General features: G+C 68.3%; 30 protein-coding genes and 1 pseudogene. 20 read left to right on the forward strand and 11 right to left on the reverse strand.

All coding sequences use genetic code 11. The annotated features are described in order from the left end of the window. Window positions 1-66 precede the first annotated feature (66 nt). Genes MRBLWH13_RS12185 through MRBLWH13_RS12195 form a run of 3 tightly spaced genes read right to left on the reverse strand, consistent with a single transcriptional unit; the run spans window position 67 to window position 1,827 of the window. A complete protein-coding gene (locus MRBLWH13_RS12185) occupies window positions 67-879 on the reverse strand; it encodes a DUF1206 domain-containing protein (protein WP_341955273.1) in 813 nt (270 codons plus the stop codon). Further along, window positions 876-1,559, reverse strand: a complete 684-nt coding sequence (locus MRBLWH13_RS12190) for a phosphatase PAP2 family protein (protein WP_341955274.1) — start codon at window positions 1,557-1,559, stop codon at window positions 876-878. The genes MRBLWH13_RS12185 and MRBLWH13_RS12190 overlap by 4 nt, the downstream gene beginning before the upstream one ends. 7 nt (window positions 1,560-1,566) lie before the next feature. Continuing rightward, window positions 1,567-1,827 (reverse strand): DUF6458 family protein, encoded by a 261-nt coding sequence (locus MRBLWH13_RS12195; protein WP_341955275.1) that lies wholly within the window; start codon window positions 1,825-1,827, stop codon window positions 1,567-1,569. 117 nt (window positions 1,828-1,944) lie between these two features. Here MRBLWH13_RS12195 and MRBLWH13_RS12200 point away from each other — a divergent pair, with 117 nt between their 5' ends. Genes MRBLWH13_RS12200 through MRBLWH13_RS12210 form a run of 3 tightly spaced genes read left to right on the forward strand, consistent with a single transcriptional unit; the run spans window position 1,945 to window position 4,196 of the window. Then, complete coding sequence (locus MRBLWH13_RS12200) at window positions 1,945-2,607, forward strand: helix-turn-helix domain-containing protein (RefSeq protein WP_341955276.1); 663 nt, start codon at window positions 1,945-1,947, stop codon at window positions 2,605-2,607. Between the two features lie 50 nt (window positions 2,608-2,657). After that, window positions 2,658-3,854: a DNA polymerase IV gene (gene dinB / locus MRBLWH13_RS12205; protein WP_341955277.1), complete on the forward strand. Its 1,197-nt coding sequence runs from the start codon at window positions 2,658-2,660 to the stop codon at window positions 3,852-3,854. A 60-nt stretch (window positions 3,855-3,914) separates the two neighbouring features. Then, window positions 3,915-4,196, forward strand: a complete 282-nt coding sequence (locus MRBLWH13_RS12210; protein ID WP_341955278.1) for a hypothetical protein — start codon at window positions 3,915-3,917, stop codon at window positions 4,194-4,196. A 29-nt stretch (window positions 4,197-4,225) separates the two neighbouring features. Here MRBLWH13_RS12210 and MRBLWH13_RS12215 read toward each other — a convergent pair whose 3' ends face one another. Continuing rightward, complete coding sequence (locus MRBLWH13_RS12215; RefSeq protein ID WP_056313178.1) at window positions 4,226-4,519, reverse strand: hypothetical protein; 294 nt, start codon at window positions 4,517-4,519, stop codon at window positions 4,226-4,228. Between the two features lie 117 nt (window positions 4,520-4,636). Here MRBLWH13_RS12215 and MRBLWH13_RS12220 point away from each other — a divergent pair, with 117 nt between their 5' ends. The 3 genes from MRBLWH13_RS12220 to MRBLWH13_RS12230 all read left to right on the forward strand — a co-directional run bounded on the left by MRBLWH13_RS12220 (window position 4,637) and on the right by MRBLWH13_RS12230 (window position 6,353). After that, window positions 4,637-5,392 carry a class I SAM-dependent methyltransferase gene (locus tag MRBLWH13_RS12220; protein ID WP_341955279.1) on the forward strand — a complete coding sequence of 252 codons (756 nt, stop codon included), beginning with the start codon at window positions 4,637-4,639 and terminating at the stop codon, window positions 5,390-5,392. Between the two features lie 121 nt (window positions 5,393-5,513). Next, entirely contained in the window at window positions 5,514-5,717 is a 204-nt protein-coding gene (locus MRBLWH13_RS12225) for a hypothetical protein (protein WP_056313699.1), read from the forward strand. A gap of 12 nt (window positions 5,718-5,729) precedes the next feature. Beyond that, window positions 5,730-6,353 (forward strand): cyclodeaminase/cyclohydrolase family protein, encoded by a 624-nt coding sequence (locus MRBLWH13_RS12230; RefSeq protein WP_341955280.1) that lies wholly within the window; start codon window positions 5,730-5,732, stop codon window positions 6,351-6,353. A gap of 24 nt (window positions 6,354-6,377) precedes the next feature. Here the strand turns inward: MRBLWH13_RS12230 and MRBLWH13_RS12235 are convergent, their stop codons facing one another. From MRBLWH13_RS12235 to MRBLWH13_RS12245, 3 genes are all read right to left on the reverse strand, one after another. Next, on the reverse strand, window positions 6,378-6,704 hold the full coding sequence (locus MRBLWH13_RS12235; RefSeq protein WP_341955281.1) for a hypothetical protein: 327 nt from the start codon (window positions 6,702-6,704) through the stop codon (window positions 6,378-6,380). Between the two features lie 72 nt (window positions 6,705-6,776). Next, window positions 6,777-7,814 (reverse strand): methionine synthase, encoded by a 1,038-nt coding sequence (locus MRBLWH13_RS12240; RefSeq protein WP_341955282.1) that lies wholly within the window; start codon window positions 7,812-7,814, stop codon window positions 6,777-6,779. 37 nt (window positions 7,815-7,851) lie between these two features. Then, complete coding sequence (locus MRBLWH13_RS12245) at window positions 7,852-8,880, reverse strand: DUF1852 domain-containing protein (protein ID WP_341955283.1); 1,029 nt, start codon at window positions 8,878-8,880, stop codon at window positions 7,852-7,854. Between the two features lie 123 nt (window positions 8,881-9,003). On the opposite strand from MRBLWH13_RS12245, the gene MRBLWH13_RS12250 reads away from it, so the two are divergent. Both MRBLWH13_RS12250 and MRBLWH13_RS12255 read left to right on the forward strand, forming a co-directional pair. Continuing rightward, the gene (locus MRBLWH13_RS12250) at window positions 9,004-9,945 is read left to right on the forward strand and encodes a LysR family transcriptional regulator (protein WP_341955284.1); all 942 of its coding nucleotides are present in this window, start codon (window positions 9,004-9,006) and stop codon (window positions 9,943-9,945) included. Between the two features lie 110 nt (window positions 9,946-10,055). Beyond that, the gene (locus MRBLWH13_RS12255) at window positions 10,056-10,436 is read left to right on the forward strand and encodes a hypothetical protein (protein ID WP_341955285.1); all 381 of its coding nucleotides are present in this window, start codon (window positions 10,056-10,058) and stop codon (window positions 10,434-10,436) included. Window positions 10,437-10,498: 62 nt separating this feature from the next. Here the strand turns inward: MRBLWH13_RS12255 and ykgO are convergent, their stop codons facing one another. Beyond that, the gene (gene ykgO, locus MRBLWH13_RS12260; RefSeq protein WP_036311902.1) at window positions 10,499-10,621 is read right to left on the reverse strand and encodes a type B 50S ribosomal protein L36; all 123 of its coding nucleotides are present in this window, start codon (window positions 10,619-10,621) and stop codon (window positions 10,499-10,501) included. 83 nt (window positions 10,622-10,704) lie between these two features. Between ykgO and MRBLWH13_RS12265 the strand changes: the two genes are divergently transcribed. Next, window positions 10,705-11,730, forward strand: coding sequence for a GTP-binding protein (locus MRBLWH13_RS12265; RefSeq protein WP_341955286.1), 1,026 nt, complete (start codon window positions 10,705-10,707; stop codon window positions 11,728-11,730). An 18-nt stretch (window positions 11,731-11,748) separates the two neighbouring features. Here MRBLWH13_RS12265 and aztA read toward each other — a convergent pair whose 3' ends face one another. Next, window positions 11,749-12,402 (reverse strand): zinc ABC transporter ATP-binding protein AztA, encoded by a 654-nt coding sequence (gene aztA / locus MRBLWH13_RS12270; protein WP_341955287.1) that lies wholly within the window; start codon window positions 12,400-12,402, stop codon window positions 11,749-11,751. 76 nt (window positions 12,403-12,478) lie between these two features. Here aztA and aztB point away from each other — a divergent pair, with 76 nt between their 5' ends. The 4 genes from aztB to aztD are packed head-to-tail and all read left to right on the forward strand — an operon-like array spanning window position 12,479 to window position 16,737. Further along, window positions 12,479-13,309: a zinc ABC transporter permease AztB gene (aztB, locus tag MRBLWH13_RS12275; RefSeq protein WP_341958303.1), complete on the forward strand. Its 831-nt coding sequence runs from the start codon at window positions 12,479-12,481 to the stop codon at window positions 13,307-13,309. A 35-nt stretch (window positions 13,310-13,344) separates the two neighbouring features. Further along, window positions 13,345-14,586, forward strand: a complete 1,242-nt coding sequence (locus tag MRBLWH13_RS12280; protein ID WP_341955288.1) for an ABC transporter — start codon at window positions 13,345-13,347, stop codon at window positions 14,584-14,586. A gap of 1 nt (window position 14,587) precedes the next feature. Next, window positions 14,588-15,499, forward strand: a complete 912-nt coding sequence (aztC, locus tag MRBLWH13_RS12285; protein ID WP_341955289.1) for a zinc ABC transporter substrate-binding protein AztC — start codon at window positions 14,588-14,590, stop codon at window positions 15,497-15,499. Between the two features lie 29 nt (window positions 15,500-15,528). Beyond that, window positions 15,529-16,737, forward strand: a complete 1,209-nt coding sequence (aztD, locus tag MRBLWH13_RS12290; RefSeq protein ID WP_341955290.1) for a zinc metallochaperone AztD — start codon at window positions 15,529-15,531, stop codon at window positions 16,735-16,737. A 106-nt stretch (window positions 16,738-16,843) separates the two neighbouring features. On the opposite strand, the gene MRBLWH13_RS12295 is transcribed toward aztD, so the two are convergent. Beyond that, window positions 16,844-17,302 (reverse strand): BLUF domain-containing protein, encoded by a 459-nt coding sequence (locus tag MRBLWH13_RS12295; RefSeq protein ID WP_341955291.1) that lies wholly within the window; start codon window positions 17,300-17,302, stop codon window positions 16,844-16,846. Beyond that, window positions 17,299-17,544: a hypothetical protein gene (locus MRBLWH13_RS12300; RefSeq protein ID WP_341955292.1), complete on the reverse strand. Its 246-nt coding sequence runs from the start codon at window positions 17,542-17,544 to the stop codon at window positions 17,299-17,301. The genes MRBLWH13_RS12295 and MRBLWH13_RS12300 overlap by 4 nt, the downstream gene beginning before the upstream one ends. 130 nt (window positions 17,545-17,674) lie before the next feature. Between MRBLWH13_RS12300 and MRBLWH13_RS12305 the strand changes: the two genes are divergently transcribed. From MRBLWH13_RS12305 to MRBLWH13_RS12335, 7 genes and pseudogenes are all read left to right on the forward strand, one after another. Beyond that, on the forward strand, window positions 17,675-18,178 hold the full coding sequence (locus MRBLWH13_RS12305; protein WP_341955293.1) for a hypothetical protein: 504 nt from the start codon (window positions 17,675-17,677) through the stop codon (window positions 18,176-18,178). A gap of 42 nt (window positions 18,179-18,220) precedes the next feature. Then, window positions 18,221-18,586, forward strand: coding sequence for a cupin domain-containing protein (locus tag MRBLWH13_RS12310; protein WP_341955294.1), 366 nt, complete (start codon window positions 18,221-18,223; stop codon window positions 18,584-18,586). A 38-nt stretch (window positions 18,587-18,624) separates the two neighbouring features. Continuing rightward, window positions 18,625-18,707, forward strand: a pseudogene (locus MRBLWH13_RS12315) (NIPSNAP family protein); the annotation flags it as partial. A 105-nt stretch (window positions 18,708-18,812) separates the two neighbouring features. Continuing rightward, window positions 18,813-18,941 (forward strand): hypothetical protein, encoded by a 129-nt coding sequence (locus tag MRBLWH13_RS12320; protein ID WP_341958305.1) that lies wholly within the window; start codon window positions 18,813-18,815, stop codon window positions 18,939-18,941. A 252-nt stretch (window positions 18,942-19,193) separates the two neighbouring features. Next, complete coding sequence (locus MRBLWH13_RS12325; RefSeq protein ID WP_341955295.1) at window positions 19,194-20,561, forward strand: D-alanyl-D-alanine carboxypeptidase; 1,368 nt, start codon at window positions 19,194-19,196, stop codon at window positions 20,559-20,561. A 152-nt stretch (window positions 20,562-20,713) separates the two neighbouring features. Continuing rightward, entirely contained in the window at window positions 20,714-21,928 is a 1,215-nt protein-coding gene (locus tag MRBLWH13_RS12330; RefSeq protein WP_341955296.1) for an ROK family transcriptional regulator, read from the forward strand. 144 nt (window positions 21,929-22,072) lie between these two features. Further along, the gene (locus MRBLWH13_RS12335) at window positions 22,073-23,425 is read left to right on the forward strand and encodes an extracellular solute-binding protein (protein ID WP_341955297.1); all 1,353 of its coding nucleotides are present in this window, start codon (window positions 22,073-22,075) and stop codon (window positions 23,423-23,425) included. The last annotated feature ends 8 nt before the right edge of the window (window positions 23,426-23,433 follow it).

The following is a 23,433-nucleotide window of genomic DNA, read 5'->3' on the forward strand; positions in this document are numbered from 1 at the left end:
GGAATCCGAATCGGGGTTGCACCGGGTGCCCGTCGTTCGATAGTGCGCAGAGTCGGGCCGGGAGGATCACATGCGGGCGTAGCGCGCGCGAGCGAAGCAGAACAGACCGTAGAGCACGAGCCCCGCACCGACGACCCACAGGATGACGGCGCCGAAGGGCAGTCCTGCCAGAGTGCGGAGAGCAGAGTCGAGGCCGCCCGCCGTCTCGGGGTCGTGCGTGAGCGCGGCGATGACGAACAGGGCGCCCGCGACTCCGACGGCGATGCCCTTGGCTATGTAGCCGGCCACACCGAACGCGACGATGCCCGAGCGCGCCGCTCCCCCGGGCGCCGAGAGGTTCTTCATGAACGCCTGAGTGATGCCGCGCACGATGAAGGCGATGCCGATCGCGGCGACGATCAGGCCCACGAGCACCAGCAGCGCGACGCCTGCGGGCGCCGCCAGCAGCCTGGCGCTGAACGACTGCGACGACTCGGATGACTGCGACTGCCCGCCGAGCGCATAGACGAGGGCGGTGGCACCGATCGCGAGGTATGCGGCGGCGGTGCCGAGGAACTTGACCCGATGCCCCCACTTCTTCTTCGAGTCGGGGTCGCGCTCGATCACGGCCTCCGCGATCTGCCAGATCGCGAGCGCCAGCAGCCCGAGCACGATGATCCAGAGCAGGAAGACGCCCGCGGGCGACTGCCGGATCTGCTCCATGGCCCCGCCCTGATCGGCGTTCTCGCCGCCCCCGCCGGTCGCGATCGAGATCGCGATGCCGCCGATGAGCAGATGCAGGATGCCGAGCACGACGTAGCCGATCCGGGCGAGGACGCGGAAGGTCGTGGAGTCCTGCGCCGCGCTGGCGGCCGAGGCCGCGGAGTTTCGGGTGTTCATGGGGTCACGCTGCTTTCGATCGTCTCTTCGCCGGCCGATTCGCCGGCCGATGCCGCTGCGGTTCTCCTGGCATGTCGGGCCCTGGCGGCGTCGACGCAGACCCACACGAAGCAGGCGACGGCGATGCCCTCCAGCAGACCGGCCACGACATCGCTCAGCCAGTGCGCGTGCAGGTACGTGCGGCTCCACATCATCGTGACGACCCAGACCGCTCCCAGCGCCCACACGTACCAGCGGTGGAACGTCAGGGCGAGGATCACCACGACCGTGGTCGCCACGGCGGTGTGCCCCGACGGGAACGACGTCGCCACACTCTCGGCGAGCGAGTCCTCGGGGCGGGTGCGTCCGATCACCGCGGCCATGGTGGCGCCGATCGCGACGACGGCGACCATGGCGATCGCCAGCGTCGCGGCATCCCACCGGCGCGTGCGCCACACCAGCCACGCGATCAACGCGGCGCCGATCACGATCATGCCCAGGGTGCCGCCGACGACGGCGGGCACCCAGGCCACGACGACCCAGACGTCGTTCGTCAGCGACGCCATGAGGTCGTGCCACCAGGCGTCGATCGCGAGCGGCTCGTGTCCGCCCATCGCCACGACGGTGCGGAGCACCACGAAGGCGACGGTCGCCGAGACGCCCGCGATCAGAGCCGAGGTGGATCGGGCGACGTCGATCACGCCCAGGTCAGGCGATCGGGTCGTTGTTGCGGATGCTGCGCCGCGTCACACGCTCGCCGGTGGCCGGGTCGACGGCGGTGCGGTCGATGCTCTCGGTGCGACGACTGCGCATCACGAGAACGAGGCTGATCAGGAACACGACGACGCCCGCGCCCATGAGGATGTAGCCGATGAGGTCGAGATCGACGTAGCCGCCGGTGTCGATGTTGATCGCGAAGACGAGGATCGCTCCGATGACGAAGAGCGCGATTCCGCTGCCGATACCCATGTTGTCCATTCCTCTCCGAGACCGCCCCTGCGGCCTCGCGACGACAACAGTAGGGTCAATCATGGTTGAGTCAATGGCCATGGACACATTCTCCGAAGCGTGGTAGTGATGAAGGCGATGACTGAGCTCGAGCGACGTGCGGGGATCTTCGCGGCCCTCGCCGATCAGACGCGACTGCGGATCGTCGACCTCCTCACCCTCGGAGACCTCTCCTCGTCCGAGATCGGGACGACGCTCGACCTGCGCTCCAACCTGATCGCCCACCACCTCGGTGTGCTCGAATCCGCGGAGATCATCTCGCGCACGCGCTCGGAGTTCGACAAGCGCCGCAGCTACATCGGCCTGCGCCCCGAGGTCTTCGACACCCTCGCACCCACGAGCGTGACGCCCCCTCGCCGGGTGCTCTTCGTCTGCACGGCGAACTCCGCGCGATCACAGCTCGCCGAGGTCATCTGGCGCGACGTGAGCGGCATCGATGCCGCATCCGCCGGAACCCGACCGGCCGCAGTCGTGAACCCCGAGGCCGCGGCCTCCGCCGCCCGTCACGGGCTCGCGATCGACCCGGCTCGGCCTCCCCGTCATGTCGATGACGTACGCAGCGACGGCGATCTCGTCATCACGGTCTGCGACGACGCACACGAGCGACTGCGCATCCGCGACGACCTGCACTGGTCGATCCGGGACCCTGCCCGCATCGGCACGCCCGCCGCATTCGACGCCGCCTTCGACACCCTGCTCCAGCGGATCCGCGCTCTGTCGTCTCGACTCATCGCCGCCTGAGCAGATGTCCCCGGTGCGTGCGATCATCTGCACGTCGACGGGAGCACGAGATGCGGGGCGAAGCCAGTGTGCTGCACGCCGATCTCGACGCGTTCTACGCCTCGGTCGAACAGCGTGACGCACCCGAGCTGCGGGGCCGACCGGTGATCGTCGGCAGCGGAGTGGTGCTCGCTGCGAGCTATGAGGCCAAGGCCCGCGGGGTGCGCACCGCGATGGGCGGCCGACAGGCGCTCGAGCTCTGCCCGGATGCCGTGGTCGTACCGCCGCGGATGGAGGCGTACTCGGCGGCGAGCAGAGACGTGTTCGCGATCTTCCGCGACACGACCCCTCTGGTCGAAGGCCTCTCGATCGACGAGGCTTTCCTCGAGGTGGGGGGCCTCAGGCACATCGTCGGCACGCCCGAGCAGGTCGCGGTGCGGCTGCGTGAACGAGTGCGCACCGAGGTCGGCCTGGCGATCACCGTGGGGGTCGCTCGCACGAAGTTCCTCGCCAAGGTCGCGAGCGCAGTCGGCAAACCCGACGGGCTGCTCGTGGTCGAACCGAAGCAGGAGGAGGAGTTCCTCCTCCCCCTGCCGGTCGAACGACTGTGGGGCGTCGGCGCGGTGACGGCCGAGAAGCTGCACCGGTACGGCGTGCGCACGGTCGGTCAGCTGGCAGAGCTCGAGGCGGCGACGGCCGAGCGGATGCTGGGCAGGGCAGTCGGCGCCCACCTGCACGCCCGGGCTCGGCTGCGCGATCCTCGCCCCGTCGACACGACCCGGCGTCGAGGATCGATCGGCTCGCAGCGTGCGCTCGGCAGCCGGCCGAGGTCGAGCGAGGAGCTCGACCTCATCCTCACCCAGATCGTCGACCGCCTCGCCAGGCGCCTGCGGGACGGCGAACGGGTCTGCCGCACGGTCGTCCTGCGCCTGCGCTTCGGGGACTTCGCGAAGGCCACGCGGTCGCGCACCCTCGGCTCGCCGACCGACCGCACTGCGATCCTGCTCACGGTCGCGCAGACCCTGCTCGGCGCCGCACAGCCCGAGATCGTCGAGCGGGGCATCACGTTGATCGGCATCTCCCTCTCGCAGCTCGACCGAGCAGACACCGTGCAGCCCGAGCTGCCCATCGACTGGGGCGACGAGCAGCGTCTCGACACGGTGCTCGACACGCTGCGCGATCGCTTCGGCGCGGCATCCGTCTCCCGCGCTGCGCAGCTGGGTCGCGATCCCGGGTGGTCGAGTCCGATCCTCCCTGAGCACGAGTGATCGCGCGGCCGTCCTGGCGACTCTTTGGAAGAACGGGCGCAGGCTCTTAGGGTGGTGTGCATGGCAGGACCAGAGACCATGATGCAGACCGAGATCGTGCTCGACGGGGAGAGCTATCTCCTCGCGCAGGTGCAGGATCTCGGCGACGTGAAACGTCGCATCGAGGAGGCGGTCAAGACCGCAGGCAGGTTCGTCGACTTCGTCGTCGTCGGCAACCGCGAGGTGAGCGTGCTCATCACCCCGCACTCCCGGGTCAGCATCAGAGTGTCGACGGTGCTCTTCGACTCCCGCGACACCGGAGACGTCGACTTCCCGTACGGCGGTTTCTACGACGGACTCTGATCACCGCCGAGGGGTGATCGTGTGACCGTTCAGAGCTGATCGAGCACGAGCTCGCCGCGCGAGTTCAGCTGCTCCATCATGTGCGTCACACGCTTCGGGTCGATCGTCGCGACCGTCGGCTGATCGAACTCCAGCACCAGCGGGATGCTCGGATGCACCCAGATGGTCAGCCTGCCCGACGGCACCTCGGGCTTCGGCAGCCAGGTCATCATGAAGCTCTCGTTGCGGCGCAGCTTCGTCCCGATGACGATCTTGAGGTGCGCCAGAGTCACGTCTTCGATGTCGATCGCCGGGCGTGAGCTGTTGTACTCCAGTGTTCCCATGTGAGAACTGTACGCGGGCTCGGCGACCTTGCCCTCACTCCGCGATCTTTCGCGTGCACGGACACGGCGCGGGGCCATGGACGGAATCCGACTGTTCCGCGATGACAGAATCGAGGGATGACCGATTCGTTCGAGGCGCAGATCGAGGCCGGTTCGACCGCAGACGTCTCCGGCTGGGACTTCTCCTGGCTCGACGGGCGGGCTACCGAGGAGCGACCGCCGTGGGGCTACGCGCGGCTGCTCGGCGAACGTCTGGGCGCGGCATCCGCCTCCCTCGACATCCAGACCGGCGGCGGCGAAGTGCTGTCCGAGGCCCCATCGTTCCCGCCCGTGGCCGTCGCGACCGAGTCCTGGCCGCCGAACGTCGCGCACGCCACCCGGCTGCTGCATGCGCGAGGCGTGGTCGTCGTCGCCGATCAGGACGAGCCACCGCTTCCGTTCGCCGATGCCGCCTTCGATCTGGTCACGAGCCGCCACCCCGCCACGATCTGGTGGGACGAGATCGCGCGAGTGCTCCGCCCCGGCGGCACCTATCTCGCGCAGCACGTGGGGCCGGGGAGCGCGTTCGAGCTGATCGAGTTCTTCCTCGGACCTCAGCCCGAGGCCCGCCGAGGCCGGCACCACGATGATGAGGTCGCCGCGGCCGAAGCCGCAGGGCTGGAGGTCGTCGACCTCCGCACAGCAAGACTGCGGATCGAGATCCACGACGTCGCCGCCGTGGTCTATCTGCTGCGCAAGGTGATCTGGTGGGTTCCCGGCTTCACGGTCGAGACGCACCTCGACCGGCTCCGTGAACTGCACGAGCTGATCCAGGCGGAGGGCCCCTTCATCGCCCACGCGACACGGCATCTGCTCGACGCGCGTCGGCGCTGAGCCGACCTCGGTCTGGCGGGCCATTGCCGGATCAGCCGGCCGCGCAGGGCGGCGCGAACCACAGGACTCTCACGATCTCAACCCCCTGTTCCCACGCCCGGGCATGTCGGAGTCTGTGGGCATGAGCCACCCCGACGACATCAAGCAGCCCCTCGACCATCTGCCTCCGCTCGATGAGCGCGACAAGGCGATCGACATCGACGAGCCGAGCTATCCGACCTCCGAGGCACCGACCGGCCCCGCGCACGCGTCGCCCGAGACCGCTGCAGAGCCCGACAAGCCGAACCGCCACGGCGTCGACAAGCTTCCGCCGACCTCGCGCTGAGTGCTCGGCGATATGGAGCCATCCACCGACATCCCGACGTCGACCCCGCTGGACGACTGGCTCGCGAAGCTCGGTCGGTCCACCGGAGCACCGGGAGGCGGCGCCGCGTCGGCCGTGATGCTCGGCATCGCCGCATCCCTGTTGAGCATGGTCGCCGCCTACACGCCCGACGATCCGCGCGCAGCGGAGTGCGGGCGCCGAGTGGCCCATCTGCGCGACGAGTCGCTTCAGGGCGCAGAGAGCGACGGAATCCTCTCCGCCGAATTCGGTGCCGCGCTCGCCCTCCCCGCCGACGACCCGGATCGCGACGCGCGGGTGCGCGCTGCAGCCGTGCGCGCGGCGGAGTCGGCGGCGAGACTCGGATCATCCGGAATGGCACTGCTGAGTGAGCTGCACATGCTGCGCGAGATCGGGAATCGCAGCCTGTCGGCGGATCTCGCCGCAGCATCCGCCGCGCTCGACGCGGGTCTCTCGGGCTCCTCCGTCAACCTGCGTGCGAACCTCCGGACCGCTCGGGCACACCACGCGTCGGCCGCAGAGCTGGCTGAGCTGGACGTCGACGCCGCGCGGCTGGCGCAGGCGCAGCAGAACGCCGCGCGGATCGCGGAGGAACTGTCGGCGGAGTTCGACGACTGATCCTCCCGCCGGTGTCGTACGAGTCTAGTCGACCTCGTACGGCTCCCCCTCGGGGGCGTGAAGCGGCGGCCCCGAGGGCGATTCGACGCCGCGGGTGAGAACCTGCAGCCGACGGACCAGCTCAGGGTCTTCGAGCTCCGGTCCGCTGTCGATGACGGTCTTCGCCACGATCTGGCTGGCGGGACCGATCAGGAACTTCGCCGTCACGACGGTGCCGTCGTGCTCCCGCACGGGTATCTCGACGATCTCGGCACGCTCCTCATCGCCCAGCGCGCGCCCGTATCCCAGCAGCGCGTCCGCGATGTCGTCACCGGTCAGGAACTCGTCGCCGCCGTACAGGATCGATTGCATAGTGCCGTTCTATGCCTCCTGCGCCGGTTCCCCGCGCCCCTTGCCCACCTGCCCGGTGGATGCTAGCGACGGTCAGAGTGCGGACGCGCCGAGCTCCTCGCGGAGCAGCGTGGCCCCTGCGCTGAGCGCGCGCAGCTTGCCGCGCGCGACGTCACGAGGCAGCGGCGCCAAGCCGCAGTTCGTGCTCGGGATCAGCTGGTCGGCATCGACGAAGCGGAGGGCGTCCCGGAGGGTGTCGGCGACCTCCTCCGGGGTCTCGATCTCGTGGCTGGCGACGTCGATGGCTCCAAGCATGACCTTCTTGCCCCGGATGAGCTCGATGAGGTCCAGCGGGACGTGCGAGCGGTGACTCTCCAGCGAGATGGTGTCGATGCTCGACTGCTGCAGCAACGGGAACGAGGTCTCGTACTGGCGCCATTCCGCGCCGAGGGTCGCCTTCCAGTCGGTGTTCGCCTTGATCCCGTAGCCGTAGCAGATGTGCACCACGGTCTCGGCACGCAGTCCTTCGGCGGCCCTCTCGAGAACCGCGACGCCCCAGTCCTTCACGTCGTCGAAGAAGACGTTGAACGCCGGCTCGTCGAACTGGATGATGTCGACCCCTGCCGCCTCGAGCTCCCGCGCCTCCTGGTTCAGGATCGTCGCGAACTCCCAGGCCAGCTTCTCGCGGCTCTTGTAGTGACGGTCGTACAGGGTGTCGATCATCGTCATCGGGCCGGGCAGGGCCCATTTGATCGGCTGGTCGGTCTGCTGGCGCAGGAACTTGGCGTCCTCGACGAACACGGGCTTCTCGCGGCTCACCGCGCCCACGACCGTCGGCACGCTCGCGTCGTACCGGTCGCGGATCCGGACCGTCTCCCGCTGGTCGAAGTCGACACCGGAGAGATGCTCGATGAACGTCGTGACGAAGTGCTGGCGGCTCTGCTCACCGTCGCTGATGATGTCGAGGCCTGCGTGGCGCTGTTCCTCGACGGTGATGCGCAGAGCATCCTGGACACCCTCGACCAGGGCAGGGCCCTCGAGCTTCCAGGGCGACCAGAGGGTCTCGGGCTGGGCGAGCCAGGAGGGCTTCGGCAGGCTGCCGACGATCGACGTGGGCAGAAGCATGTTCATGGTGTGGAGTTCTCCATCGGTCGGGCGAGAAAGATGGTCAGGCGACGGGTGCGAGGTCGTCGGCAGGCACCCGGTCGTCGGCGGTCGCGCGGTACGCGGCGGCCCACTGCTCGAGAAGGTCTCCGTGCGGCTGCATCAGGTGCTCGTCCGTGAACCTGCCCTGCTCGGCGGCAAGCCGACTGCGCTCGTCGCGGTCGTAGGCGATCTTCGTCACCGAGTAGTCCTGCTGCTCGAGGCTCGGCTGATAGACGCTCCCCGCGGCCGAGTTCGCGTTGTAGACCTCCGGGCGGTAGATCTTCTGGAAGGTCTCCATCGTGCTGATCGTGCCGATGAGCTGGAGGTTCGTGTAGTCGTTCAGCAGATCGCCCCGGAAATAGAAGGCCAGCGGCGCGACGCTGCCGCGCGGCATGAAGTACCGCACCGAGAGACCCATCTTGCCGAAGTACGCATCCGTCAGCGACGAGTCCTTCTGCTCGTACTCGACACCGAGGACCGGGTGGTGGTTGTCGGTGCGACGGTACGTCTTGCTCGTCGAGACGCTGATGCAGATCACCGGCGACAGGGAGAATCGCTCCTGGTAGGCCTCGGAGTCGAGGAAGTGCTGGAAGAGCTTGCCGTGCAGATCACCGAAGTCGTCGGGAAGGGCGAATCGACCCGCGGCTTCGCTGGCGGCCGGCAGTCGCACGCTGAAGTCGTAGTCGCGCACGTACGACGAGAAGTTGTTGCCGACGATCCCGTGGGTGCGTCTTCCGGTCAGACGGTCGACGATCTGGATGTCCAGAACCTCGAGCAGGGGGAACTCCCGGTCCTCGCCCTCCGCCGCGAACTGCACCGCGACCGAGACGATCTCGAGCTCGAGCGTGTAGCGGTCGCCGCCGGGATTGTCCCAGCGGGCCAGGTCGTTGAACCGACGATCGATCATGGTCAGCGCGTTGCGGAGGTTCTGCTGCCGGTGCTCACCGCGCGCCAGGTTGGCGAAGTTCGTGGTTATGCGGGAATCGTGCGACGGCGAGTAGTCCTCGTCGAACCGGGTCGTCGTGATGCGGAACGTGAACTCGTGTGCCATGACGGGCCAATCGGGAGCTGATCGGCCGAACTCGGCCTCGCGAAAAGGGATACCCCCATGGTGCGGCGCGAGCAGCCCCATCGGGTAATGCGCCGCGACTATGCCATGGCATAGTCTGAAGCTATGGCCAAGCGTTCGAGCGGCATCACCCTGCAGCAGCTCACCTATTACATCGAGGTCGCCGCAGAGGGGTCGATCAGCGCGGCGGCCGACCTGCTGTACGTCGCGCAGCCCACCATGTCGGCGGCGATGAAGGATCTCGAGAGCAGAGTGGGTCGCGACCTGCTCCACCGCTCGGCGCGGGGCGTGACGCTCACCACAGACGGCGTGGAGTTCCTCGGATACGCCAGGCAGGTCGTCGAGCAGGTGGCGCTCCTCGAGCAGCGCTATCTCGGCCGTCCGCCGTCGCGACGCCTGCTCGGGGTCTCGACCCAGCACTACTCGTTCGCGGTCGATGCGATGGTCCGGATGGTGAAGGCGACCTCGGCCGCCGAATACGAGTTCTCCCTGCGGGAGACGCGCACCTGGGACATCATCGAAGACGTCCGCACGCTCCGCAGCGAGCTGGGGATCCTGTACCGCAACGACTTCAACCGCAACGTCATCGACAAGCTTCTCCGCGACTCCGGGCTCGCCTTCCGCCCGCTCTTCGTCGCCGAGCCGCACATCTTCATCTCGCGCAAGAACCCCCTGGCCTCGAGGGATCGCGTGACCCTCGACGATCTCGCCGAGGTGCCGCGGCTCACCTTCGACCAGGGAGCGAACAACTCGTTCTACTTCGCCGAGGAGATCCTCTCCACTCTCTCGAGCCCGCAGGAGATCCGGGTCTCCGACCGCGCCACCATCTTCAACCTCATGATCGGCCTCGACGGGTACACCATCTCGACCGGCATCATCAGCGACGACCTCGACCCCGAGATCGTCGCGATCCCTCTCGACGTCGACGAGCGCATCGAGATCGGCTGGATCGGCCACTCCACGATCCCGCTCACCGAGCAGGCGCAGCGCTACCTCGCGGAGCTCCGGACGGTCGTTTCAGGCTTCGGCGTGACACTGCTCGGCTGAGCTCGCGCCGAACGACGGGACCCATGCCTATGAGCATCCGGCGATAGCACTTCGGCGGTCCCGCGCGCAAGAGCCATCGCTGTTCTCGGCCCACATGCCACCATCGGCACATGAGCATTCACCACGATCCTCCTCGCCTCGGCGGAGATGCATCGTGGGATGCCGAGGCTGATCTGATGACGCACATCGTCTCCGGCAGTCAGACGGCTTTCGCCCAGCTGTACGACCTCACGTGCACTCGCGTCTTCGGCCTCATCCTCAGCGTGATCGACGCCAAGGCGGCGGCGGAGGAGATACTCCAGGACACCTACGTGCACGCCTGGTCGCATGCGCGCGAGTTCACGGCATTTCGAGGCAGCGCCTGCGAGTGGATCTCGGAGATCGCCCGCTGGCGCGCGAACGAGCGATTGCTCGCGGCGGACTCCACGGCGACGACGGGCGAGACGGTCGGCGACGGCCTCGACGGCCCGCTCCGACGCCTGTCCGCGTGACCACTGCGGCCGTTCAGACGGCGTAGGCGGCCCTCTGCGCCACCCCTCGGGCGTGTCGCAGCTCAGCCCTGCCGACCCTTGAACCGCGGGTTGAGCTTGTTGATCACGAACACCCTGCCCCGTCGGCGCACGACCTGGGCGCCGGGCTGATTCTTCAGGGACTTGAGCGATGCGCGTACCTTCATGACGATCTCCTTATTGATAATGCTTCTCATTAACAATGTAGGGTGAGAACCAGCATCCAGTCAAAGAGGAGAGCAGGTCGTTCGTGGACAACAGGAATCCCGTCGTCGTCGTCGGAGTGTGCGCACCGGAGCGCCGGTCGTACGCCGAGCGACTGACGCAGGTGATCGACGGACATCTCCTGCCGCTGGTCGAAGGAGGGCCAGCGCGAGGGCAGCAGTCCGTCGAGCTGCACCCCGCCCATCCCTCGATCGCGCGGCGACCCGCGCAGATCGTCGCCGACCTCACGAGCGACCTCGACCTCCCCCACCTCCCCCTGGCGCAGGATCCCGACACCTCCGTCATCTGCGTGATCGACACCGTGCATCTGGAGCACGACCTCCGCGACGGCGCGCCTCTCATCGCCGGCGCCCCTGAGGGCGACGACCGTCGAGACTTCGGCTCCCGCGCCCGCCGGGCGGCCTCCTACGTCGAGGGTGCGACCCTGATCGTCTTCGTGAACTGGGAGTCGACTCCCACGGCCGAGCTCTCGCTGCTCATGGCACTCGCCTCTCACCTCAATCCGACGGCCCGCGTGCGCTTGTCCCGCGATCCTGCCGAGGACCTCCGCGCCCTGCGCGCCTCGCCGCGGCTCGCGCCGCCGCTGCTCGAACGGGCCGGATGGGTCCATTCCCTCAACGACGAACACGACCCTCACATGACCGACCCGAGAGTCACGACAGCGCGCTACGAGCAGCCCCGTCCGTTCCATCCCGCACGGCTGCACACGGCACTCGACGACATTGCGTCAGGCCACCATGGGGAGGTGCTGCGCTCCGCCGGGTTCTGCCGGCTGGCCAGCCGCACCGGCATCCTCGCGCGCTGGGACCAGGTCGGCTCCGCCATCTGGATCGACCCCCTCTCCACCGACCTCGAGACGGCCTCGACCGTGCAGGATCTGGCCCTCACCGGGCTGGATCTCGACCACGCGGGGCTTCGGACCGCTCTCGATGACGCGACCGTCACCGATGACGAGCTCACGGCAGGACCGACCGCATGGCGAGGCTTCTCGGACCCGCTCCCCGCGTGGCCCTCGATCGTGGACCGGGCAGGGCGGAGTGGCGACCAGTGACGCGGCACCCCTGACAGGTCACGCCCCGACGCGCACGCGGCCGTCGAGCAGTGGGATCGCGCAGTCCGCATCACCGATGACGGCGGGGTCGTGCGAGACGCAGACGACCGCAACCCCGCGCGTCGCCTCCTCGCGAAGCACCGCTCGGATTCGACGGGCGCTGGACGCATCGAGCCCGGTGGTCGGCTCGTCGAGCATCAGGAGATCGGCCTCCCTCGCCAGCCCCTGCGCCAGCAGTGCCCTCTGCTGCTGCCCGCCGGAGAGCGCGGAGAACGGTTCGCGGGCCAGCGAGAGGATCTCGAGACGATCCATCGATGTCTCGACGAGCTCGTGCGCGGCGGCATCCATGCGCCGCCACAGCCCGAGGCGACCCCACGCCCCGACGTTGACCACGTCTCTCACCGACACGGGGAGGCCGTCGGGGATGGCGGCTCGCTGCGGCACGAACGCCACGGCTCCGCGCACGGTGCGGCTGCCGGAGGTCATCGCCCTCGTGCCGCCGAGCACCTCGAGAAGAGTCGACTTGCCGGCGCCGTTCGGCCCGGTGATCACGGTGACCGCGCCGGAGGTGATCGCGACGTCGACACCCGCAAGCGCGGCCCGATCACCGTACGAGACATGGACATCGGTGAGATCAGCGGTCGCACGTGGCGAGAAGGCGGGGTCGCGCATCCCTTCATCTTATGAGTTTGATAATCATTCTCAAAAAGCCCTAGGCTCACTGAACGTGACCTCCCATCCCTCCGGCATGCTCGCCCCCTTCGCCCTCGACTTCCTGCAGCGCGGGATGCTCGGCGGCGCTCTCGTCGCAGTGCTCTGCGCCGTCGTCGGCACCTGGGTGGTCATCCGCGGCATGGCGTTCCTCGGCGAGGCGCTGGCACACGGAATGCTCCCGGGCGTCGCCCTCGCCACCGTGCTCTCGCTGCCGGTGCTGGTCGGGGGCGCACTCAGCGCGATCGCGATGAGCCTCGGCATCGGCGCCCTTCAGCGCCGAGCACGCTTGTCGTACGACACGAGCATCGGCCTGCTGTTCGTCTCGATGCTGGCGCTCGGGGTCATCATCATCTCCCACTCCGGCAGCTTCGCCACCGACGCGACGGCGATCCTCTTCGGCGACATCCTCGCCATCAGCCCGGCCGACCTCGCACTTCTCGCCGCCGCCGCGGCCATCGGGCTCATCGCCGCCCTCGTGCTCCACCGCTCGTTCGTGGCCCTGTCGCTCGACGCGCGGATCGCGTCGGTGCTGGGGCTCCGCCCGCAGATCGCGCAGGCCGCGCTCGTCGGACTCGTGACCCTCGCGGTCGTCGCCTCGTACCAGGCCGTCGGATCGATGCTCGTGGTCGGTCTGCTGCTCGCACCGGCCGTCGCCGCAGGGCACTGGACCACCCGCATCCCGACCCGCATGGGGCTCGCGGCGCTCTTCGGCGTCGCCGCGGTCTTCCTCGGCCTGCTCGCGTCGTGGTACGCCGCGACGGCCGCCGGGGCATCGGTCGCTGCCTCCGCCATCCTGCTCGCCTGCCTCTCGTGGGCGGTGCGAGCAGGGACCGACTCACTCGGTTCACGGGCGCGACGCCCCTGAACTCTCCGTCGCGACCCCGCGACCCGGCACGACACATGACACGAAAGGACCCCGTGCGCTCTCGCATCATCCTCTTCGCCCTCACGGGCGCCCTCACCGTCTCTGTGGCCGCCTGCGCCCCAGGAGCCGCAGAACCGGCTTCGAGCGGATCCTCGGATGCCGGTCACGGCGCCGTCGCCGGCGCGGAGGAGGTGGCCGAGCCGCAGCTCGGACTGACGTCGATCGATTCCGACGGCACCGTGCGCCACCTGGACCTGCTCGACGAGAGCGTCACGGACATCGGCGAGGTGTCGGTGCCGGGCGCTCTGACGACCGACGGTCGCTACCTGTTCGCCCAGACCGGCGGCGGCATCGAGATCGTCGACAGCGGGGTGTGGACGTGGGACCACGTCGATCACTTCCACTACTACCGGGCGGATCCGGGCGTGCTCGGCTCGGTGCCCGGCGAGGGAACGGCGGCGGTCGCGACGACCAACCTGTCGACGACCGGCGGCACCGGCATCTCGTTCGCGGGTTCAGGAGATGCCGTCCTGCTCGACACCCAGGCGCTGTCGAAGGGCGAGATCAGCGAGTCGTTCCGCATCGAGCGCGAGCCGCACGAAGGCGTCGTCGTGCCGGTCGGCTCGTTCGCGCTCGTCACCGAGGCGGCCGACGGCGTCGGCGCGAGCGTGCGCGGGTACACGGCCGACGGCGAGGAGACGGGTCTTGAAGAGCCCTGCGTCGCTCCTGCCGGCACCATCACGACACGGGTCGGCGCGGTCATCGGATGCCAGGACGGCGCCCTGCTCGCGCACGTCGACGGCGACGAGCTGCAGGTCGAGCGCATCCCCTACCCTGCCGGCACGACCGCCGCGCCCGCGCAGTCGTTCGACAACCGCGAGGGACGCCCCACCGTCGCCGCTCTCGCCGGTTCCGAGGGGATCTGGATGCTCGACACCCGCGCGAGATCGTGGACCCTCCTCCCCTCCCCCGCTCCGCTCGTGCATGTGACCGCGGTCGACGACGAAGACGGGCATGTGCTCGCACTCGCCCAGGACGGCCGCGTGCTCGTGCTGAACGGCGACGACGGATCCGTGCTCGCCGAGACGGCGCCGCTCGTGGCCGAATCCCTGTCTTCCGGCGCGGCACCGACGCTCATCGCCGACCAGCACCGCGCCTACCTGAGCGCGCCCGCCGAGCACCGCCTCTACGAGATCGACTACGCGGATGCCGCGCGCATCGCCCGCACGTTCGAGACCGCCACCGAACCGGCGTTCGTCGCCGAGACAGGACGCTGACATGCGCGCCCCACGGATCTTCGCGACGCTCGCCGTGAGCACACTCGCCGCGACCGGCCTCAGCGCCTGCTCGGCGACGGAGGACTCCCGCCCGACCATCGTCGTATCGACGAACATCCTCGGTGACGTCGTCGAAGAACTGGTCGGAGAGCAGGCGCAGGTCGTGACGCTCATGAAGCCCAACGCAGACCCGCACTCGTTCGAGATCTCGGCACAGCAGGCAGCCACTCTGCGCAGCGCCGACCTGCTGGTGTCGAACGGTCTCGGCCTCGAGGAGGGTCTGCAGCAGCACCTCGACGCGGCCGACACCCTTCCCGCGTTCGTGGCCGGCGATGCGATCGAGGTGCTCGACTACAGCGAGGGCGATGCCGCCGGGATGCCCGACTCGCATTTCTGGACCGACCCCGAGCGCATGATCGACGTGGTCGACGCCATCGAGCCCGTGCTCGCAGAGATCGACGGTATCGATGCCGAAGCGCTCGACACGACCGTCGATGAGTACCGCGCCGAGCTCCAGGCGCTGGACGCGGAGATGACCGAGGCGTTCTCGACGATTCCCGATGAGCGCCGAGCGCTCGTCACCAACCACCACGTCTTCGGCTACCTCGCCGAGCGCTTCGACTTCGACATCATCGGGGCGGTGATCCCCGGCGGCACGACGCTCGCCGCCCCCTCGGCATCCGATCTGGCCGACCTCGTCGACGCGATCGAAGAGACCGGAGTGCCCGCGATCTTCGCCGAATCGTCGTCACCCGACCGTCTGGTGCAGGCGCTCGCGAGCGAGGCGAACGTGCAGGTCGAGGTCATCGAGCTGTTCACCGAGTCGCTCACCGGGCCCGATGAGGGCGCCCCCGACTACCTGACCATGATGCGCATCAACACCGAGCGCATCACCACCGGTCTCACCTCCTGAGACCTCACCACAGAGAAAGAGGAATGCACATGCGAACCTCCCCCTTCCGGCGTGCGCTGATCAGCGCCGCGGCACTCGGTGCCGTCGTGACCCTGGCGTCCTGCGCCGGCGGCTCGACCGCACCGGCATCCACCTCAGACGGCAGCGCGTCCGACACGGCGGCGGGCCCCCGCGTCGCGGTCGCCTATGAGGGCGGCATCCTCGTGCTCGACGGCGAGACCCTCGACACCGTGGCCGACTTCGAGTCCGAGCCGTTCACGCGTCTCAACGCCGCCGGCGACGGACGGCATGTCATGGTCACGATGAGCGAGGGCTTCCAGGTGCTCGACACGGCGGCCGGAACGACCGACGAGCCCGAGCTCACCGACACGGTGTTCGAGGCCGACACCCCCGGACACGTCGTGCGTCACGCCGACAAGACCGTGCTCTACGCCGACGGCACGAGCGACACGACGATCTTCGACACGGCAGACCTCGCGAGCGCCGACGGCCTGCCCGAGATCGAGACCATCCCGGGCGTCGAGGCGCACCACGGCGTCTCGGTCGTGCTCGAAGACGGCACGTTCCTGACCACCGTCGGCAACGCCGACGGGCGCAACGGCATCGTGGCGAAGGATGCCGAGGGCACCGAGATCGTGTCGTCCGACCAGTGCCCCGGCGTGCACGGCGAGGGCACCGCGAAGGACGAGGCCGTGGTCTTCGGGTGCGAGAACGGCGCGCTGATCTACCAGGACGGCGAGATCACCAAGGTCGACGCCCCCGACCAGCCCTACGGACGCATGGGAAACGCGTACGTCAGCGAGACCAGCCCGATCATCGTCGGCGACTACAAGAACGACGTCGACGCCGAGGGGTACCTGCTCAGCGCCGTGACCTTGATCGACACCGAGGCCAAGACGCTCGAGGTCGTCGACCTGCCTGCAGGCGTCGAGTACACCTTCCGAGACATCGTCCGCGGACCGGAGGACCTCGCCTACATCCTCAGCAGCGACGGCGCGATCCACGTGCTCGACCCGAAGACCGGCGAGATCACCGTCAGCTTCCCCGTCGTCGAGGCGTGGGAGGGGCCGGCCGAGTGGCAGGACGCCCACCCCGCGATCGTCGTCGCCGGCAATGTCGCCTACGTCACCGAGCCCGCCTCGAACAGCGTGCACGCCGTCGACCTGACCACGGGTGAGGTGCTCGCCAGCACCGAGCTCGACGTGACGCCGAACGAGATCGCCCCCGCCGCGGGCTGAGGCCACGCGCGATGAGAGGGGCCGGGGCTATCGCTCCGGCCCCTCTTGCGCGGAGTTCGCGTGCTGCTGATCCCGTCGTGGTGATCGTGTGCGGAGCCGTTCCTTCTCAGCTCTCGGCCGGTTGCCGTCCGGCCGACTCCCGCACTCGGAACCACAGCGTCAGCTCCATGATCGCCCGACCGATCATGTCGTGATCCCCCATGCGCAGGTCGTCGAAGGAGTCGCGATATCCCGATGCCATCCCGGGCTCCGCCGCGACCAGGGACTGATATCCCATGGTCCACTCGTCGAACCGCCGCTCATGCAGTGGCTCTTCGATCAGCACTCGGACGTCCCGATGACGCGGGTCCCGATCGATCTTGCCCATCAGCTCTTCGACCTCGGATCGAGGGCCCTCGAGGATCTGAACGAACTCACCGCCGCGGTAGAGCAGCATCCCGGTGATGTCCCGAGCGGTGTTCCCCGCACGGCTCACCTCCAGCAGTCGAGCCAGCTCCTGCTCGTCGAACGGATGCGTGGCGCTGCTGCAGTACACGAGCGAGACGAGGGGGTTCGCTGCGGTCATCCGACATCCCCCGCGCGAGTCCCGGTGCCGCCGGCGTCCGCCTCGGCCGTGACAGCAGCCATAGCCCCGTGGTGATCCGCATGGTCGCCGAGAGAGCGCGAGGCTGCGTCGAAAGCGCGCCAGAGGCCGTCAGCCTGACGGTCGATGTAGCCGAGGAACGATCCGTCCCGACTGCCGACGTAGAACCCGTCGGCGACGCTCGCCCACAGGGGACGGACGGCTGGCGGCGATTGATCACCCATGTCATCAGCGTACATTCGGGAATGCCGGCGTGCTCGGATCATCAGCGGAGTGATCGATCGGGGCGCGCAGCGTGAGACCGGGGCTCTCCACCGTTTCACGACGCCGGACCTTCTGCGCGAGACTGTGCTCATGCGCACCACGCGATTCGCACCACTTCTGGCACTGCCTCTCGTCCTCGCCGCTCTGGCCGGATGCTCCCCGAGTGCTCCCACCGACGTCGAGCCGCCGAAGTTCGATCAGAGCATGAACGAGGTGAGAGACACGGCGAATGACGTCGTCGACAAGCTCGTCGACGCGTTCCCCGCGGGCGAGCGCTACGCGGAGGCCGACGCGAACGCGTACGCATGCTCCGGAGAAGACGACGGCATCGGGCACTGGCTGTGGGCGCTCGGCATCCCCAGCACCGACATCACGGGAACCATCACGGCCCTGCAGGCCGAGTACGGCGATGCGGTGACGTCCACGGGCACCTCCTCACAGGACGTCGAGTACTCCGACGGCACGACCTGGCCGGTGACGGGCGGGCACACGCTCATCGAAGACGAGACCGGCTCGTATCTCTTGAGCTACCCGATGTCGGCGGAGGGCGTGGTCACGCTGCGAATCGAGACGGCCTGCGGCGTCCTCCGCTGATGTCGAGGCACCTCGACATCCGCACGCAGCTACCCTGGACACATGGCAGACGATGTTCGCAACGTGCTCGACGCTCTCTCGACGATCGATGAGCACTGGCACCCGCATCGGCTGACGAGCGTCAACGACTACGACGTCAAGGTGGTCAAGCTGCAGGGCGAGTTCGTCTGGCACACTCACCCCGACACCGACGAGCTGTTCATGGTGGTGAGCGGTCAGCTGACGATCCAGCTCCGCGATCGGGACGTGGTCTTGAATCCGAACGACGTGTTCGTCGTTCCTCGGGGCGTCGAGCACTGTCCGAAGGCGGACGACGAGGTCCACGCGATCCTGTTCGAGCCGAAGGGCACCGTCAACACCGGCGGCGCCGGCGGCGACCTGACCTCGGAGCTTCACGAGCTCGGCTGACGCGCGCACCGGCCGCGCGCTCTGACAGGATGAACGGCATGATCACCGTTCACCTGCGCTACGAGATCGATCCGGACAAGCTCGACGACTTCACCGAGTACGGCCGCGCGTGGATCCGGCTGGTGGCGAAGCACGGCGGAACCCACCACGGCTACTTCATGCCGAGCGAAGGCGACAGCGTGAGGCGTTCGCGCTGTTCACATTCCCATCGCTGGCCGACTACGAGGTGTACCGCACGGCCTCGAAATCTGACCCCGAGTGCATCGAGGCCTTCGAGCTGGCGCGCAGAACCCAGTGCATCCGTCGTTACGAACGACGATTCCTCAGCCCCGTCTTCTCGGCGGACGCCGACTGAGCTGACTCCGGGTCACGCTGTCCCGGATCGACCGAGACTGCTCAGCACGGCGTGATTCAGCCGAGCATCAAGGAGTGAGAGTCCTCGACCGGCGTGCGGCGAACGAGACTGACGCCGACTGGCTCGCGGTCGGGGTCATCGAGGCCGCACGCGTGTCCCCCGAACGGCCGATACCGGAGGCCGCACGCATCCGCGAGGATGGTCTTTTCTGTGGATTGCGAGCGACAGGTGGGGCGCGATGAGGGGCTCTCGATGACGACACCCGGTCAGCCGGTGGATGGGCTGACCGATTTCGCGGAGCTCATGGCGCACGAGCAGGAATTCAACGGCGATCAGGTCGACCCGGCGGTGCGCACAAGACGCCGGCGACGGGGGCTCCTCATCACCGCCGTCTGCCTCGTCCTGATGCTGGCCGTCACCGGAGGCTACATCGGGTGGGCTCTCACGGCGCCGGTGGATCCGCCGACGGCGACCACTCGCGCACCGGAGGTTCCCGTGGGCGACGCCGTTGCGATGGCCGCACCCCCGGTCGCGGCATCCGCGATCAGCATCGCCGGCGCCGACGCCTATCTGGGTGCGACCGCGAGCGGGACCTGGTCGGCGACAGGCACGGGCGAGCCGTTCCCGATCGCGAGCATCACCAAGCTCATCACCGCCCTCGTCATCCTCGATGCGTCGCCGCTCGCCTCGGCGGATGATCCAGGGCCGACGATCACGTTCGGCAAGGCCGACCACGATCTCTACGACGTGTACTACGTGCAGGGCGCGACCATCGCTCCGATGCCCACCGGCACCTCGATGTCGTTGCATGATGCTCTGGCCGCCATGCTCATCCCCTCCGCGAGCAACTATGCCGAGGCCCTGTCCTCGCGGGTCTTCGGATCGCAGGACGCGTTCCTCCGCGCGACGCGGGACTGGCTCGCGGCCCACGGACTGGCGGGCACGACGGTCGCAGAGCCGACGGGCATCAGTCCGCGCAACACGAGCACGCCCGCCGACCTGCTGGCCATCGCGAAACTCGCCGCCGCGAATCCCGCGATCGCCCAGATCGTCGCGACGTCGTCGATCACGATCCCCGGGGCGGGTGCGTTGCACAACACCAACGGACTGCTCGGCACCTCCGGGATCACAGGGCTCAAGACCGGCAACCTGGGCGAAGGCACGCACAGCCTGCTGTACACGGCGACGCTCGACGTGGGCGCGGGAGCCCCGCTCTCGGTCACCGGCGTCGTCCTCGGCGGCGCGTCGCGCGAGTCGGTCAACACAACGGTGGTCGCCGCACTCGAAAGCATCCGCTCCGGTTTCCACCAGGTGCCCGTCGCGTCCGCCGGCCAGGAGGTCGGATCCATCTCGACGCCCTGGGGATCCACCGCCACTCTCGTCATCGCCGAGACCGCGTCGATCTTCACGTGGTCGGACACGCCGATCGAGATGACGATGGACATCGACACACCGCCGACGTACCGCGACGGCACGGTCGTGGGAGGCGTTACCTGGACGGCCGGGCCGAACACCGTCACCGCGCCCGTGAAGATCCTGGGGAGCGTCGAGCCGCCGACCGAATGGTGGAGGCTCACACATCCGTCCGAGCTCGGGTCGTTCTGGGGCGCCGGGGACTGAGGCGGCTCGAACGCGGGAAGTCTGCGGGAGCGCGCTCGTGCACGGCATCCCGTTCTAGGCTGAACGTGCGGACCCGGGTTTGACCGTCACGGCATTGCGCGGCGATCATGTGGTTCACGCGCCGACAGGGGCGCACGGGCGAGGAGCGGATTATGCAGCGTGGGTCGAACCTCCCTGCTGTGGGCATCTACAACCAGGCGCTCGTCTTCGACCTGATCCGCCGGTCCGAGGAAGGGCTCAGCCGCAGTGAGCTCGCCGAACGCACGGGGTTGTCGACGCAGACGCTCAGCAATGTCACTCGCCGACTCGCCAACGAGGGGCTGATCGAGGAGACCGGAAAGGTCATCTCAGGTCCCGGCAAACCGCGGACGCTGCTCGCACTGCGGTCGGACTCTCGCTACGCGGTCGGCGTGCATCTCGACCCGGCCGTCGACACCGTCGTGGTCGTGGATGCAGCCGGTACGGTCGTCGCGCGGACCGAGCAGACGCCGGGAGGCGCCGATTCGTCGCCGGATGAGCTCGTGGACCGTCTCGGCGACAGCGTCCGATCGCTCATCGACCAGGCGCACGTTCCGCTCGAGCGCGTGCTCGGGATCGGAGTGGCGGCCCCGGGCCCGTTCGACCGCGACGCGGGTCGCCTGCTCAATCCGCCGCTTCTCCCCGCCTGGCACAACGTTCCGATGCGCACCGAGCTCGAAAGGGTCAGCGGTTTGCCGACGCTGCTCGAGAAGGACGTGGTGGCGACCGTCGTCGGGGAGCAGTGGTTCGACGCGGGGCAAGAGCTCGCCGATGCGATGTTCCTCTATTACGGCGCCGGACTCGGCCTCGGGCTCTCCGTCTCGGGGGCGCCGGTGCACGGCCGGACGGGCAACGCCGGCAACATCGCGCACATCGTCGTCGACGCGGAGGGTCCGCTCTGCACCTGCGGATCGCGGGGCTGCATCGGAGTGATCATGGAACCGCGCATGCTCCTGGCCCAGGCGGATCGCACGATTCCGTCGAGCGGCACGACAGACGCACGGATGCAGCTCGAGCTGCTGTCGTCGTTGGCTGCCGCCGGAGACAACGGAGTGCTCGCAGCCCTGGAGCGCGCGGGGAGGCACCTCGCGACGGCGATCGTCGAGGTGAACAACCTCCTCGATCTCGGCATCGTCGTGCTGGGGGGGCCCGCGTGGTCGCGGCTCGGCGATCGGCTCTTCCCGGTGCTGGACCACTGGGTGCGCTCCACGGCGGTCAGCACGTCCACAGAGCCCGTGCATCTGCGCCGATCGCAGATCGGAGCGGACTCCGCCGCCGTCGGAGCCGCCTGCCTCGTGCTCGACGATGCGCTCACGGCACGGGCATCGCGGCTCATGATCAGCAACTGAACGCGGGAGAGCCGTAGCCTCCGAACGGCATAGCGTTCCGTGACGGAACTGTTACGCAGCCCTATCGACCTATTTATCCCATTGGATAGGATTATCCACCGAAGGGCCTCAACAGCGAGGTCCGCATGCAAAGGAGCAAAGCAGATGCGAACGAAGCCCCTCGCCGCCATCGGCGCGATCATGGTCGGCGCGGTCGTCCTCTCGGGATGCAGTGGGTCCGGGGACGCGGAGACGTCCGACACCGGAGACCGCACCATCACCGTCGCGTATCAGAAGACGTCCGCATTCCACCAGCTCGACGATCTCCTCCAGAAGGTGAAGCCCGAGTTCGAGGCGGCGAACCCCGGTGTGACGGTCAAGCTCCAGCCGATCGAATCCGAGGACGAGTACTTCACGAAGCTCGCCCTGATGAACGGCTCGCCCGACACGGCACCCGACGTGATCTACGAGGACACCTTCCAGCTGCGCTCCGACGCCGCTGCCGGTTATCTGCTCCCGATCGACGACTACCTCGCCGACTGGGACGACTGGGACCAGTTCTACGACGCGGCGAAGGAGGCAGGGCTGGGCGGAGACGGCAACACCTACGGCATCTCGATGGGCACCGACACCCGCGCGATCTACTACAACAAGGAGATCTTCGCCGCAGCAGGACTCCCCACGGACTGGCAGCCCGAGTCGTGGCAGGACATCATCGATGCCGCCGAGACCGTGAAGGCGTACGACGCCGACCTGATTCCGCTGAACATCTACGGCAGCAAGAGCGCCGGGGAGCAGACGTCGATGCAGGGCCTCGAGATGTTGCTCTACGGCACCGAATCCACGCTGTACGACGCCGACTCCGACAAGTGGGCGGTGGGGTCCGAGGGACTCACCGACGCCTTCGGCTTCTACAGCACGCTCTACGAGAACGACCTGGCGACTCCCCTCGATCTCGCCCTCGACTCGACCATCGGCAGCCGCGTCTCCACGGAGCTCCTCCCCGAGGGAAAGCTCGCCATGGCCATCGACGGCTCCTGGCTTCCCGGCGGCTGGATCAGCGGCGAGAGCGCCTGGGACGGCTGGGAGGACACGATCGGTCTCGCCAAGATGCCGACGCAGGACGGCGGCGACCCCGGCTACACCTCGATGTCCGGCGGCTGGACGCTGGCGGTCGGTGCTCAGACGAAGCACCCGCAGACGTCGTTCGACTTCATCGCGATGGCGTTGAACCAGGAGAACTCCCTCAAGTACGACACCGAGAACAGTCAGATCGCCGTCCGCGAGGACGTCGCGACCGACGACGCCTACCTCTCGTACAACCCGACCTTCGCGTTCTTCTCGGACCTCGTGCAGTACACGCACTTCCGTCCGACGACGCCGGACTACTCGCAGATCACCAGCGCGCTCCAGCAGGCCACCGAATCGGTGATCACCGGAGAAGCGACCCCGGAGGACGCGGCCAAGACCTACGACGATGCGCTCACGCAGATCGTCGGCACGGACAAGGTCGAGTAGGACTCCCG

It is taken from the genome of Microbacterium sp. LWH13-1.2, assembly GCF_038397735.1.
GTDB lineage: Bacteria > Actinomycetota > Actinomycetes > Actinomycetales > Microbacteriaceae > Microbacterium.